This window comes from Pseudomonas sp. PONIH3, from assembly GCF_002934345.1.
Lineage (GTDB): Bacteria > Pseudomonadota > Gammaproteobacteria > Pseudomonadales > Pseudomonadaceae > Aquipseudomonas > Aquipseudomonas soli.
Map to the genome: position 1 here is coordinate 6,210,268 of NZ_CP026386.1, position 13,488 is coordinate 6,223,755.

Consider the following 13,488-nt stretch of genomic DNA (forward strand, 5'->3'; position numbering starts at 1 on the left):
TGCGGTGGTCCGCGGTTTTTATCGTAGATGTGTCTGATGGTATACCGTAATACCTATATTGCAAGCGGAATTTTCCGTGGCCTGGAGTTCGCGATAAACGGTGCAAGCCCCGTAATCACTGGCCTTGGTGTAAACATTTGTGCTGCGTGACGGTGCAAGGAGCGGATCAGTTGCGCTGAAAATGAGCAGCGCAGTGTTGTCAAACTGTTGGAATACCATAATATGGTCTTCAGCTGAGAGGCCGCCCCGAGCGGTTTCCATACAACGATAAAAACGACCTTTCGAGCTGAATCCTATGTCCCAACCGTCGTCGCAACACCATCTCGTCGAGCAACACACGGTCGATTACGTGCCACCGTCCGAGCGCCATGGGAAGGCGCGCGACCTTTTCACCCTGTGGTTCAGCACCAACATCGCGCCGCTGCCGATTGTCACTGGTGCCATGGTGGTCCAGGTGTTCCATCTGAACTTGCTGTGGGGGCTGCTGGCCATCGTGCTGGGGCATCTGCTGGGCGGGGTGGTGATCGCCCTGGCCTCGGCACAGGGGCCGCAGCTGGGCATTCCGCAGATGGTGCAGAGCCGCGGTCAGTTCGGCCGCTATGGCGCGCTGCTGATCGTGTTCTTCACCGCGTTGATCTACGTCGGATTCTTCATTTCCAACATCGTCCTGGCCGGCAAGTCGATCCACGGCATCGCCCCAGGCGTGCCGATGCCCGCCGCCATCGTCATCGGCGCCCTGAGCGCCACCGCCATCGGGGTGATCGGCTACCGCTTCATCCATACGCTGAACCGCGTCGGCACCTGGGTGATGGGCTCGGCGCTGCTGGCCGGCTTCATCATGATGTTCGCCCAGGAACTGCCGGGCGATTTCTTCAGCCGCGGCGCGTTCAACCTGTCCGGCTTCGTTGCCACGGTGTCGCTGGGCATCATCTGGCAGATCAGCTTCTCGCCCTACACCTCGGACTACTCGCGCTACCTGCCCCGTGAAGTCGGCATCGCCAAGCCGTTCTGGGCCACCTACCTCGGTGCCACCCTGGGCACCATCCTGTGCTTCAGTTTCGGTGCGGTGGCGGTGCTGTGCGTGCCGGAAGGCACCGATGCCATGGTGGCGGTCAAGCAGGCCACCGGCTGGCTGGGCCCGGTGCTGATGGTGCTGTTCCTGCTCAACATCATCAGCCACAACGCCCTCAACCTCTACGGTGCGGTGCTGTCAATCGTCACCGCGATCCAGACCTTCGCCGCCCATTGGACGCCGAGCATCAAGCTGCGGGTGGTGCTGGCGGGGGTAATCCTGGTGGGTTGCGGTCTCGTGGCGCTGAACGCCTCGGCCGACTTCATCGGCCAGTTCATCGGGCTGATCCTGGCGCTGTTGCTGGTGCTGGTGCCGTGGGCGTCGATCAACCTGGTGGACTTCTACCTGATCAAGCGCGGCGATTACGACATCGCCTCGATCTTCCGCGCCGATGGCGGCATCTACGGGCGCTTCAACCACCATGCGATCATCGCCTACGCCTGCGGCATCCTGGTGCAATTGCCATTCGCCAATACATCGCTGTATGTCGGGCCGTACTCGAACATCGTCGAAGGGGCGGATCTGTCGTGGCTGTTCGGGCTGTTGGTGACGGTGCCGCTGTATTACTGCCTGGCGACGCGGGCGCAGCCGGAAAAGGCGCAGCGGGTGGTTGGCGTCAAATCCTGAAATTTGCGACAAACTCATCGCGGGGCACGCCCGCTCCTGCACAAGCCTTGCAGGAGCGGGCGTGCCCCGCGATATTCATCAGGCCGTTCAGACCTTGAACTGCGCGACCAGCCCGTTGAGTTCCAGCGCCAGCTGTGACAAGTCCTGGGCCGATACGCTGGTTTGATTGGCCCCGGTGGTTGTCTGCATCGCCAGGTCGCGGATATTCATCAGGTTGCGGTCCACTTCCCGTGCCACCTGCGCCTGTTCCTCAGTGGCGCTGGCGATCACCAGGTTGCGCTGGTTGATCGAGGCGATGGTCCGGGCGATCAGCTCCAGAGCCCGGCCGGCCGATTGCGCCACCTCCAAGGTGCCGCTGGCGCGGCCCTGGCTGCTGTGCATGGCACTGACTGCGCGCTCGGTGCCGATCTGGATGGCGCCGATCATCTGCTCGATCTCCGCCGTGGATTGCTGCGTGCGGTGGGCCAATGCGCGCACTTCGTCGGCGACCACGGCGAAGCCACGGCCTGCCTCGCCAGCTCGGGCGGCCTCGATGGCGGCATTGAGCGCCAGCAGGTTGGTCTGGCCGGCAATCGCGCCGATCACATCCAGCACGCGGGTAATTTCGTTGGCGCTGTTGGCCAACCGTTCGATCTCTGTGGCGGTACCGGTGACGTCGTCGACCAGGTGCTGAATCGAAGCGAGTGCCTGGTTAACCTGGTCTTGACCATCACGGGTGGTCTGGTCCGCGTCTTGCGAGGCTTCGGCGGTGCTCACGGCGTTGCTGGCCACTTCCTCGACGGCACTGGTCATCTGGTTGACCGCGGTGGCGGCCTGGTCGATCTCGGTGCTCTGCAGCAGCAGGTCACGGCTGGTGTCCTCGGTGACGCCGTGCAACCGCTCCGAGGCCGAGGCCAGGCGGTTGGAGGAGGTGGCGATTTTGCCAATGGTCTCGCGCAGGCTTTGCTGCATGCGGCGCAGAGCGTGCAGCAGCAGCGCGGGTTCGTCCTGGCCGGCCACTACGATCTCGCGAGTCAGGTCGCCAATGGCAATACGCTCGGCCACCATGACGGCCTCCGCCAGCGGTGTGACGACACTGTTGGTGAACAACAAGGCGACGGCGACCAGCACCAGAATGATCAGCAACAGCGCAAGGACGATTGCCCGCAAGGCATCGTCCCCAACATCGCTGCTGTGCTGCGAAGCGGTGTGCGCACCTTTGTAGTTGAAATCAACCAGTGTCGACAGCGCGTCCATCATATGGTCCGCCCGCTGGATCAGCGGGCCGCTGATCTGTTGCTTGGCTTGCGTCATGCGGCCTTCATTGATGTTCGCGAGTACCTGGAGCTGCAGGTCGGTGTATTGCTTGCGCGCCTCGAGAAAGGCATTGAACAGGTTGCGATCTTGCGGACCATCGATGGTCGACTCGTAGCTGTTCAGGCTGTTGCGCAACGTATCTTCAATGCTGCCAAGCAAGTGCAGGCTCGTTCCCTCGCCGCTGCTGTCCTCAAGGGCAGCACGCAGTGTGGCCGCACGCTCCTGGGCAAGGCTGGAGCTAATGCCGTTGAGCGCAATCATGGCCGGTAGCCAGTTAACCCGGATTTCATCCGTGGCACTGTCCATTCGTTGGGTTTCGTACACTGCGACCCCACCCATGGACAGAATGAGAACAGCCAGGGTGGTGAAAAAACAGCCAGCCCTTTTGCCGATTTTCATGTTTCTAAGCAGCATGGATATTCCTTGACGTGAGATAAATTTACACGTCAAGAGCATGGTGGCGCGGCGACTTACGGAGTAGTCGGCGAAGACCACACGCTACTGCGAGTTTTTCTGACTTTTTATCTGCGTGAATTGTGATGAGAAGGGGGCGCACGGCTGCGCCCCACACTGCTGCGAATGGTCAGACCTTGAATTGCGCCACCATCGCGTTCAGCTCCACCGCCAGGCGCGATAGGTCCTGGGCCGCAGCGCTGGTCTGGTTGGCGCCCGCCGAAGTCTGCATCGCCAGGTCGCGGATGTTCACCAGATTGCGGTCGACCTCCCGCGCCACCTGGGCCTGCTGTTCAGAGGCCGTGGCGATCACCAGGTTGCGCTGGTTGATCGTGGCGATCGCCTCGGCGATCAGTTCCAGGGCCCGGCCGGCCGATTGCGCCACTTCCAGGGTGCCGCCGGCGCGGCCCTGGCTGCTGTGCATGGCATTGACCGCACGCTCGGTGCCGGTCTGGATGCCGCCGATCATCTGCTCGATTTCCGCCGTGGACTGCTGGGTGCGGTGGGCCAAGGCGCGTACCTCGTCGGCGACCACGGCAAAACCACGGCCCGCCTCGCCGGCACGGGCGGCCTCGATGGCGGCGTTGAGGGCCAGCAGGTTGGTCTGGCCGGCGATCGAACCGATCACGTCGAGCACCTGGCTGATCTGGTTGGCGTGGCTGGCAAGTTGCTCAATTTCCTCGGCGGTGCCGGTCACGTCATCGACCAGGTGCTGGATCGAGGCCAGTGCCTGGTTGACCTGGTCGCGGCCGTCGCGAGTTGTGCGGTCGGCGCCTTGGGAAGCATCGGCGGTGCTCACGGCGTTGCTGGCCACTTCTTCGACAGCGGCGGTCATCTGGTTGACCGCGGTGGCGGCCTGGTCGATCTCGGCACTCTGCTGGTGCAGGCCGCGGCTGGTGTCTTCTGTAACGCTGTGCAATTCCTCGGAGGCCGAGGCCAGCTGGTCGGAGGAGGCGGCGATCCGCCGCAAGGTATCGCGCAGGCTGTGCTGCATGCGGCTCAGGGCGCGCAGCAGCAAGGCCGGCTCGTCGCGGCCGAGCACGGTGATCTCGCGGGTCAGGTCGCCGGTGGCGACGCGCTCGGCCACGGCGACGGCGTCGGCCAGCGGCACGATGATGCTGCGGGTGAGGAGGGTGGCGATGGCGACCAGCGCGAGCAGGATCACGGTGATGGCGCCGATGATCAGGGCAAAGGCTTCGTCCGAGGCCGCACTGCTGCGCTGCGAGGCCTGCTCGGCGCCCTGGGTGTTGTAGGCGATCAGTTCGCCCAGAGCCTTCATCATGCTGTCGGCGTATTCGGCCAGCGGGCCGTTGACCAGGCGGCGGGCTTCGTCGAGCTGATCGTTGCCGGCGGCGCTGCGAATGGCCTTCTGCAGGCCGTGGTAACGCTCGCTGAGGCCGATGAAGGCATCGAACAGGGCGCGGTCGTCGGCTTTGATGATGGTGCGCTCGTAGGCCTTGAGGTCGCTTTCGAGCTGCTGGTTGACCTGGACGATCTTGTCCAGGGTAGTGTGACGTGCGCTGCTGCTGTCCTCCAGGACACTGCGCAAGGTGAGGGCGCGGGCTCGGCCCAGATTGCTGCTGACTTCGCCCAGGGCGATTACCGCGGGCATCCAGGTGATGCGGATCTCGTCGGTGGCGCTGTCCATTCTGCGGGTTTCGTACAGGGCGACCAGGCCCATGACCAGGACCAGGACCCCGAGCAGGGTGAACATTCCTGCTGCCCGAATGCCAATCTTAACGTTCCGTAACTGCATGCGACGCTCCTTGACGGTGGCTGGCAGGCGTCAAGAGCGCGGACTGACCGGGCTCGGCTGGAAGGGCTCTCGATGCACTGCGAAAGGGGATATATCCTCACGGTTCATGTTGTTTTTTTCTGGATGATGACACAGTGCCACTATTATTGACCAGTCGTTCAATGAAAGCTCGTTCCCTCGGGTATGTCGTCACTTGCTGACCGTTAGTCTTCATTGCGTCGCAAAAAGGGCCGCAGAGCGGCCCTTTCTTATCATGCAACGATTGGAATGGCGGGGTCGGCAGCTGCTAGCGCCTGGGCGCGATCAGCTGCGGGAGGGTAGATCCATACCGTGTTGATCTGGCGCTTGAGACTCTTGCCTTCCAGGCCCTGCAGGTGCAGTTCGCGTTCCCAGCCTTCGCTGTAGGCCGCGCCCCACCCTCCAAGGTCCAGGCAGGTGACGTACTTGGGCTGGCGATAGATCACCGGCTTCACGCCCAGCAGCTCGGCCATGGCGTTGTTGCCCGAATGCCGGCCCATGGGAATGGCGTGCTGGCAGGTCATCAGCGCTAGGTTGCCCTTGTCGTCGACGGCGGCGCAGGCGACATCGCCAGTGGCGAAGATGTAGTCCTGCCCAATGACTTTCAGGTGATCATCAACTTTCAGGCGTCCCAAGCCGTCACGCTCGCCTGCGACCTGGGCGGTCAACGGGCTGGCCTTGACCCCAACGGTCCATATCACAGTCTTGCTGGCGATGTATTCGCCGTTATCCAGGGTCACGCCCCCCGCATCCACCGCCACCACCGAGGTGCCAGTCAGCCATTGCACCCCGGCCTGCTCGCTGGCGCTGACAATGGCCGGGGTGATCCCGGCGCCGAGCGCGGCACCGATGCTGGCGCCACGGTCGATCAGCACCACGCGGGCCTGGCCTTCGCCGAGGATGGCGCGCAGTCGGGATGGCAGCTCGGTGGCCGTTTCGATACCGGTGAAGCCACCGCCGCACACCACCAGGGTGTTGCGCGCCGGGGAGGCGGGCAGGCTGGCCAGGCTATGCAGGTGCTGCTCCAGGCGAGTGGCCGACTCCATCTGGTCGACATCGAAGGTGTGCTCGGTCAGGCCCGGGACGGCGGGGCGGGCCACCTGGCTGCCGGCGGCGAGGATCAGACGATCGTAGGCGAGCTGGTGCGTGTGCCCGTTGGTATCGCGATAGCCGACCAGGCGGGCGTCGCTGTCGATGGTGTCGGCGGTGCCGTGGATGAACTCCACGCCCACCACGTCGAACAGGGCCTCCAAGGGCGCCTGCAAGCTGTGCACGTCGGCTTCATAGAAGCGTGGGCGGATCCGCAGTTGCGGCTGCGGCGCCAGCACACTGATGCGCACGTCGCCGCGCTGGGCCTGGTCGAGCAGGCGGGCGGCGCTCAGGGCGCTCCAGACACCGGCAAAGCCGGCACCGATGATCAGGATACGAGAGGTCATGAAGGTGCTCCGCAAGGTAGGAAAGGGCTTCGACGAAGCATGTGCTACTTGTCGAATAACTACGACTGTATTGATCGTAGTTTAATTCGGCAAGTGTTTTTTAAGCATCGGGTTGTGCGTCAACCGCCATAAAATGCGCGGATGCCGCGTATTTAACGTCGTAAAGCGGGGGTCTTGACCGGCCATCCCGACGACAGGCGGCTACGCCCGGCTTTGATTTCCAGCATTGACGGGCGTACAATTTACGACTAAATCAGTCGGAGATTTATATGTCCCTCTACAGTGCAGGCGTCGAGTACGGCATCCACTGCCTGCTGTTCCTGGTGGACGAGCGTGGCGACAGTCGCGAGTCCAGCGTGCGTGACCTGGCCGAGCTGCAGGGGGTGCCCCAGGAATACCTGGCCAAGGTCTTCACCAAGCTCGCCCGGGCCGGGCTGGTCGCCGCGACCGAAGGCGTGCGCGGCGGGTTTCGCCTGGCGCGGCCCTCCGACGAAATCACCGTGCTGGATATCGTCACGGCCATCGATGGACCGAAGAAGCTCTTTGATTGCCGGGAGATCCGCGAGCGCTGCGCGGTGTTCGAGGGTTCGGCGCCGGGCTGGGCGACCGAGGGCACCTGTGCCATTCACGCGGTGATGCTGGGGGCGCAGAAACGCATGGAAGAGGCGTTGGCCCAGCAGACCATCCTCGACCTGGTACGGCGGTTCGGGCGCAAGGCGCCGGCTGAGTTCGGGCAGAAGGTCAATGACTGGATGAGCGAGCGACGCGACGGCAAAGGCAGCGCTGGCGATATTCCGTTGCAGGCGGTCTGACTGAGCCTGGGCCACCACGGAAAATGCTGCTCAACCCCCAGGTAAATCCTTGCCTGGGTGATCCGCCCGCGCGCCTCAAGGCGCGGTAAGCTGACAGGAAAATCCCGCGCGCCGCCCACGGCGCCAGAGAGGTCAGCGTGGCTTCCTACACCTTGCGTCAACTGAAGTACTTCGTCACCACCGTGGAGGCCGGCAGCGTCGCCGAAGCCTCGCGCCAGTTGTACATCGCCCAGCCGTCGATCTCCACGGCGATCAAGAGCCTGGAAGAGAGCTTCGGCGTGCAGCTGTTCATTCGCCATCACGCCCAGGGCGTGTCGCTGACGCCCAGCGGCAAGCGCTTCTACGCCAAGACCCGGTCCCTGCTGCAGATGGCCCACGAGTTCGAGCAGAACGCCCTGGCCGACAACGACACGGTGGCCGGGCAGATCGACATCGGCTGTTTCGAGACCGTGGCACCGCTGTATCTGCCGCGGCTGATCGCCGGCTTCCGCGAGCGCTACCCCGGGGTGGACATCCGCCTGCGCGACGGTGAGCAACAGGACCTGATCCAGGGGCTGACGGCCGGTACCTTCGACTTGGCGTTCCTCTATGACCATGACCTGGACGGCACCATCGAGACCGAGCCGCTGATGCCCCCACAGAAGCCCTATGTGCTGCTGCCGGAAAAGCACCGTTTCGCAGGCCAAGCCCAGGTGTCGCTGCGTGACCTGTGTCCCGAGCCGATGATCCTGCTCGACGTGGCCCCAAGCCGCACCTATTTCGTCAGCCTGTTCAACGAACTGGGGCTGACGCCGAACATCGTCTTCAGCTCCCCGTCGATCGAGATGGTCCGGGGCATGGTCGGGCAGGGCTTTGGTTTCTCGCTGCTGGTGACCCGGCCGCACTCGGAATTCACCTACGACGGGCAGCGGCTGGTGACGCTGGCGATCGCCGAGCCGGTGACGCTGTCGGGGTTGGCGGCGGCGCACCTCAGGCGTGTGCAACTGACCAAGCCGGCGCAGCTATTCGTGGAGTTCTGCCGTGAAGAACTGGCACGGATGTAGGTGCTGACCGCCCGTCGCCTGTAGGGCGAAGACGACCGAACGTTGCCCGGTCAGTGGTTTCTTCCACTAAGGTGCATGAGACACTTCGGCGTTGTCATTACCGGGGCGAATGGACCTGCGCCCGGTGATGCTCAACTTCGACTGACAACCTTGCCGGTCGAGGGCGTAGCACATCTGACAGGCCATCCACTACAGAGAGGGTCGTACCATGTCTTTGATTGGCGTTTCTATGCTTGAGATGCGGCAGATGATCGAGCAGGCTTGCCTGCCCGACCACTGCGAGGTGAGCTGCGCCGATGGCGAGAACCTCACCATTCGCTTGGGTCAGGGCTCGAGTCCGGACGATTGCCTTACCGTGGCAGTGGTGCCAATTGCCAACCTCAACAACTGTCGAGATCTGGTGAACCTTGTGAGTCGGGTCAAGGCGCAACGTGATGCCCCGCCGGGGGCCCGTAAAGCGATTGCCTGAGGTCATTGCAACTCGAGCAACAGATTGATGCCGCCGTCGCCGCACTTGACGTGTTCACGGACAACGCCCCGATAATTGCGTCCCTCCCAGGCGAAGGCGACGCTGTGCGCCTTCTCCACCTTGGCAGGTAACGGTGGCTCGATATGCAGGCGCAGTGCGGGGCGGCCCTGCAGGCTAAGTGCCGCCAACTGGACCTGGCACATGGCACGCTGGGCCATTGGACCGAATAATGTATCGCGGACGAAATCCAGTTCCAGGCAAGCGCAGGGGGCACGACAAGGCATCTTCATGGTGGCTTTCCGACTCAAAGAGGCATAGCTCGAAGTTGGAAGCGTAAAGGCGCCAGACGTTCAAATTATTTCAGTAGGCTGAAGCAGCTCATTCGGCCTGGCATGCGCGGCACCCGCTAAGCCAGTTGCTAACAGGCGGCTCAGGGGGGGCCGAGAATCTCCAGCACCTTGTCGCGCAACTGGTCGATGCTGAACGGCTTGCCTATGAGGTGCATGCCTGGGGGCACGTTGAAGCTCTCGGCGTAGCCACTGGCGAACAGCACGGGCAGATTCGGCCGGCTTTCCCGGGCCTTGGCCGCCAATTCCTCGCCGCGCAGGTCGGGCAACCCGACGTCGGTCATCAACAGCGCCAGCGGTTGCGTGGGATCCTCGATGATCTTGAGGGCCGCGGCAGCGCTGTCGGCCTCGATGGCGGCATAGCCCAGTTCGTCGAGCACTTCGACTATCAGCATGCGAACGATGTCGTCGTCTTCGACTACCAGAAGGTGCATTTCATGGGTCCTGTTTCGATGGATTGTCTCTACTCTGTGCGCGGGGCCATGGCAGAAGTTCCCAAGCTTAACGGCATGCGCAAATAGATGGAACGTTTGCTGCAAGCAGGCTTCAAATACTGGCTAAATGCCCTGCCAGATCTGCCAAAGCTGGTTAGACTCGCGGTATTCGCGGTCGGTCTGGCGCAGGGCATCACTTACACGACGTTGACGCCGGTCTGTTCAATGGATTTTTTTCGCTCGGGCACTTTCACATGATTCAAGCAGCCTCGATGGACCAACGCAGTTTTCGCAAACTGCTGAGCCGCAACGTCGGCCTGCCCCTGGGAGTGGGGCTACTGGGCGCCGTGGCCTTTGTCGCGGTGATCTACTACCTGCTTTCGGCCATGCAGTGGGTCGAGCACACCGATCGGGTGATCGGCAATGCCAACGAGACGATCAAGCTGTCGATCGACATGGAAACCGGCATGCGCGGCTATCTGCTGACCGGCGAAGAGCGTTTCCTCGACCCCTACGAGGTGGCCAAGCCGCGCATCTTCGGCAGCCTGGACAGCCTGCGGGCAATGGTGGCCGACAACCCTCAGCAAGTTGACCGCATCGACCGCATCGCGGCGCTGCAGCGCGAGTGGAACACCTTCGGCAACGAAGTCATCAGCCAGCGGCGCACCCAACAGGGTGATGTGGCGTCGTCGATTGGCCGTGGCCGCGGCAAGCGCCTGACCGACGAGATCCGCAAGGAGTTCGACACTTTCATCAACACCGAGCAGCAACTGCGTACGGCGCGCAACGAGACGGTCAGCACGGTCACCATGACCGCGATCTCGGCGTTCGTGCTGTTCATCGTTGCCCTGAGTGCGTTGCTTGCTTACCTCGGACGGCGTGACTTGCTGGCCTTGTCTTCAAGCTATGTCGAAAACCTCGAAGCCCAGCAACGCGCCGCCGAGCGCCTGGAGCAACAGGCCTGGGTGCGTGCCGGACAGACCCAGCTGGCCGAACAGGTGCTGGGCCAGCTGACGCTGCCGATGCTTGGCGACAATATCCTGCGCTTTTTCGCCGGTTACCTGGGCAGCGTGGTCGGTGCGCTGTATGTGCGCGATGAGCATGGCCAGCTGGTGCGGGTCGCCGCCTATGGTCTGGATGCCGAACAGAAGGCCAGCGAACCGCGCGTCGGCGATCATGCCGGCCTGCTGGGCGAGGCGGTGGCCCAGGGGCGGCTGTTGCGCCTGGATGAGCTGCCGGAGGATTACTACCGCCTGAGTTCCGGGCTGGGCCGTGGCTTGCCTCGCAGCGGTGTGCTGGTGCCGGCGCAGGACGACGCGCGGGTCAACGGCGTACTGGAGCTGGGATTCCTACGCACGCTGCAAGATCGTGACTTGGAGCTGCTGCAGCGCGTCGCCGAAAACCTGGGTATCTCCATCGAAAGCGCCCGCTATCGCCAGCGCCTGCAGGAAGTGCTCGCTGAAACCCAGCAGCTCAACGAAGAACTGCAGGTGCAGCAGGAGGAACTCAAGACCGCCAACGAAGAGCTCGAGGAACAGTCGCGGGTGCTCAAGGAGTCCCAGGCCCACCTCGAGACCCAGCAGGCCGAACTCGAGCAGACCAACGAACAACTGGCCGAGCGCACCGAGGCGCTGGACCGCAAGAACGGCGAGCTGAACCAGGCCCAGGTCGAGTTGCAGGCCCGCGCCGATGACCTGCAGCGCTCGAGCAAGTACAAGTCCGAGTTCCTCGCCAACATGTCCCATGAGCTGCGCACTCCACTCAACAGCTCACTGATCCTGGCCAAGCTGCTGGCCGAGAACGCCGAAGGCAACCTCAGCAAGGAGCAGGTGAAGTTCGCCGAGTCCATCTATTCGGCCGGCAACGACCTGCTCAACCTGATCAACGATATTCTCGACATCGCCAAGGTCGAGGCCGGCAAGCTGGAGGTACGCGCCGAAAACACTCCGCTGGAGCGGCTGGTCGAAGGCTTGAAGGGTATGTTCCAACCGTTGGCGCAGGACAAGGGGCTGTCCTTCGCCGTGCAACTGGAGCAACCGTTGCCGGCTTCCCTGTTCACCGACCGTCAGCGCCTTGAGCAGATTCTCAAGAACCTGTTGTCCAACGCCATCAAGTTCACCGAGCGTGGCCAGGTCAGCCTGCGCATCAGCCATCAAGCGGGACGGGGGATCGTCTTCGCGGTGCGCGACACCGGCATCGGCATCGCCGCCGACCAGCAGCAGGCGATCTTCGGCGCCTTCCACCAGGTCGATGGCACCAGCAACCGGCGCTATGGCGGCACGGGCCTGGGCTTGTCCATCTCGCGTGACCTGGCGCACCTGCTGGGTGGGCAGATCGATGTCGATAGCACCCCGGGGCAGGGCAGCGTTTTCAGCCTGGTCCTTCCCGAGCATTTCGAGCCTGATACCCAGCAGATCGAGGTGCACAGCCTGCGCCCGGCGGTCGACGAACTGCCTCCGGCACCGCCGATGGCGACAACCGTACGCAGCGAGCGCCCGACGCCGGCCTTCGCCGACGATCGCGAGCAGGCGCCATTCGGCAACCGCTGCATCCTGGTGATCGAGGATGAGCCGAATTTCGCTCGTATCCTCTTCGACCTCGCCCACGAACTGGGCTACAGCTGCCTGGTCGCCCATTCCGCCGACGAGGGCTTCGAGCTGGCGGCCCAGTACCTGCCCGATGCCATCCTGCTGGACATGCGCCTGCCTGACCATTCCGGGCTTACCGTGCTGCAGCGCCTGAAAGAGCAGGCCGGCACCCGGCATATTCCGGTGCATATCATTTCGGTGGAGGACCGAGTCGAGGCGGCCATGCACATGGGGGCGGTGGGCTACGCAGTCAAGCCCACCAGCCGCGAGGAACTCAAGGCGGTGTTCGGTCGGCTGGAGGCGAAGCTCACGCAGAAGCTCAAGCACATCCTGCTGGTGGAAGACGATGACCTGCAGCGCGAGAGCATTGCCCGCCTGATCGGCGACGACGATATCGAAATCACTGCCGTGGCAATGGCTCAGGATGCCCTGGCGCTGCTGCGCGAGAATATCTACGACTGCATGATCATCGACCTCAAGTTGCCCGACATGCTCGGCAACGAGCTGCTCAAACGCATGACCGCCGAAGATATCCGTAGCTTCCCGCCAGTGATCGTCTACACCGGCCGTAATCTCACCCGCGAGGAGGAGGCCGACCTGCTCAAATATTCGCGCTCGATCATCATCAAGGGCGCGCGCTCGCCCGAGCGCCTGCTCGATGAAGTGACACTGTTCTTGCACAAGGTCGAGTCGCAGCTGTCCAACGAACGCCAGCGCATGCTCAAGACCGCTCGCAGCCGCGACAAGGTGTTCGAGGGGCGCAAGATCCTGCTGGTGGACGATGATGTGCGTAATATCTTCGCCCTGACCAGCGCCCTGGAACACAAGGGTGCCATCGTCGAGATCGGCCGCAACGGGCGCGAGGCCATAGAGTGCCTCGAAGCCAACGACGACATCGACCTGGTGCTGATGGACGTGATGATGCCGGAAATGGATGGCTACGAGGCGACGCGCCTGATCCGTCAGCAACCGCGCTGGCGCAAGCTGCCGATTATCGCCGTGACCGCCAAGGCGATGAAGGACGACCAGCAGCGTTGCCTGCAGGCCGGGGCCAATGACTACCTGGCCAAACCGATCGAGCTGGACCGCCTGTTCTCGCTGATCCGAGTCTGGCTGCCGCAATTGGAGCGAATCTGA

At 63.1% G+C, this 13,488-nt stretch carries 11 protein-coding genes; 6 read left to right on the forward strand and 5 right to left on the reverse strand.

Features of this window, described 5'->3' with window-relative positions; translation table 11 throughout:
* The first annotated feature begins 295 nt into the window (after positions 1 to 295).
* Entirely contained in the window at positions 296 to 1,699 is a 1,404-nt protein-coding gene (locus C3F42_RS28675; protein ID WP_104445221.1) for a cytosine permease, read from the forward strand.
* An 87-nt stretch (positions 1,700 to 1,786) separates the two neighbouring features.
* On the opposite strand, the gene C3F42_RS28680 is transcribed toward C3F42_RS28675, so the two are convergent.
* The 3 genes from C3F42_RS28680 to C3F42_RS28690 all read right to left on the reverse strand — a co-directional run bounded on the left by C3F42_RS28680 (position 1,787) and on the right by C3F42_RS28690 (position 6,658).
* Positions 1,787 to 3,409: a methyl-accepting chemotaxis protein gene (locus C3F42_RS28680; RefSeq protein WP_104445222.1), complete on the reverse strand. Its 1,623-nt coding sequence runs from the start codon at positions 3,407 to 3,409 to the stop codon at positions 1,787 to 1,789.
* Positions 3,410 to 3,578: 169 nt separating this feature from the next.
* The gene (locus C3F42_RS28685) at positions 3,579 to 5,204 is read right to left on the reverse strand and encodes a methyl-accepting chemotaxis protein (protein WP_104445223.1); all 1,626 of its coding nucleotides are present in this window, start codon (positions 5,202 to 5,204) and stop codon (positions 3,579 to 3,581) included.
* Between the two features lie 251 nt (positions 5,205 to 5,455).
* The gene (locus C3F42_RS28690; protein ID WP_104445224.1) at positions 5,456 to 6,658 is read right to left on the reverse strand and encodes an NAD(P)/FAD-dependent oxidoreductase; all 1,203 of its coding nucleotides are present in this window, start codon (positions 6,656 to 6,658) and stop codon (positions 5,456 to 5,458) included.
* 269 nt (positions 6,659 to 6,927) lie between these two features.
* Here C3F42_RS28690 and C3F42_RS28695 point away from each other — a divergent pair, with 269 nt between their 5' ends.
* The 3 genes from C3F42_RS28695 (at position 6,928) to C3F42_RS28705 (ending at position 8,982) form a co-directional block, all read left to right on the forward strand.
* A complete protein-coding gene (locus C3F42_RS28695; protein WP_038706311.1) occupies positions 6,928 to 7,470 on the forward strand; it encodes an Rrf2 family transcriptional regulator in 543 nt (180 codons plus the stop codon).
* A gap of 137 nt (positions 7,471 to 7,607) precedes the next feature.
* Positions 7,608 to 8,513 (forward strand): LysR family transcriptional regulator, encoded by a 906-nt coding sequence (locus C3F42_RS28700; protein ID WP_031314708.1) that lies wholly within the window; start codon positions 7,608 to 7,610, stop codon positions 8,511 to 8,513.
* 208 nt (positions 8,514 to 8,721) lie between these two features.
* Positions 8,722 to 8,982: a DUF1652 domain-containing protein gene (locus tag C3F42_RS28705; protein ID WP_023629516.1), complete on the forward strand. Its 261-nt coding sequence runs from the start codon at positions 8,722 to 8,724 to the stop codon at positions 8,980 to 8,982.
* A 2-nt stretch (positions 8,983 to 8,984) separates the two neighbouring features.
* Here the strand turns inward: C3F42_RS28705 and C3F42_RS28710 are convergent, their stop codons facing one another.
* Positions 8,985 to 9,272 carry a hypothetical protein gene (locus tag C3F42_RS28710; RefSeq protein ID WP_023629515.1) on the reverse strand — a complete coding sequence of 96 codons (288 nt, stop codon included), beginning with the start codon at positions 9,270 to 9,272 and terminating at the stop codon, positions 8,985 to 8,987.
* A 140-nt stretch (positions 9,273 to 9,412) separates the two neighbouring features.
* Positions 9,413 to 9,763 carry a response regulator gene (locus C3F42_RS28715; protein WP_023629514.1) on the reverse strand — a complete coding sequence of 117 codons (351 nt, stop codon included), beginning with the start codon at positions 9,761 to 9,763 and terminating at the stop codon, positions 9,413 to 9,415.
* An 87-nt stretch (positions 9,764 to 9,850) separates the two neighbouring features.
* Between C3F42_RS28715 and C3F42_RS29535 the strand changes: the two genes are divergently transcribed.
* Entirely contained in the window at positions 9,851 to 10,021 is a 171-nt protein-coding gene (locus C3F42_RS29535; protein WP_158659606.1) for a hypothetical protein, read from the forward strand.
* A complete protein-coding gene (locus C3F42_RS28720; protein ID WP_038706310.1) occupies positions 10,018 to 13,488 on the forward strand; it encodes a response regulator in 3,471 nt (1,156 codons plus the stop codon). The genes C3F42_RS29535 and C3F42_RS28720 overlap by 4 nt, the downstream gene beginning before the upstream one ends.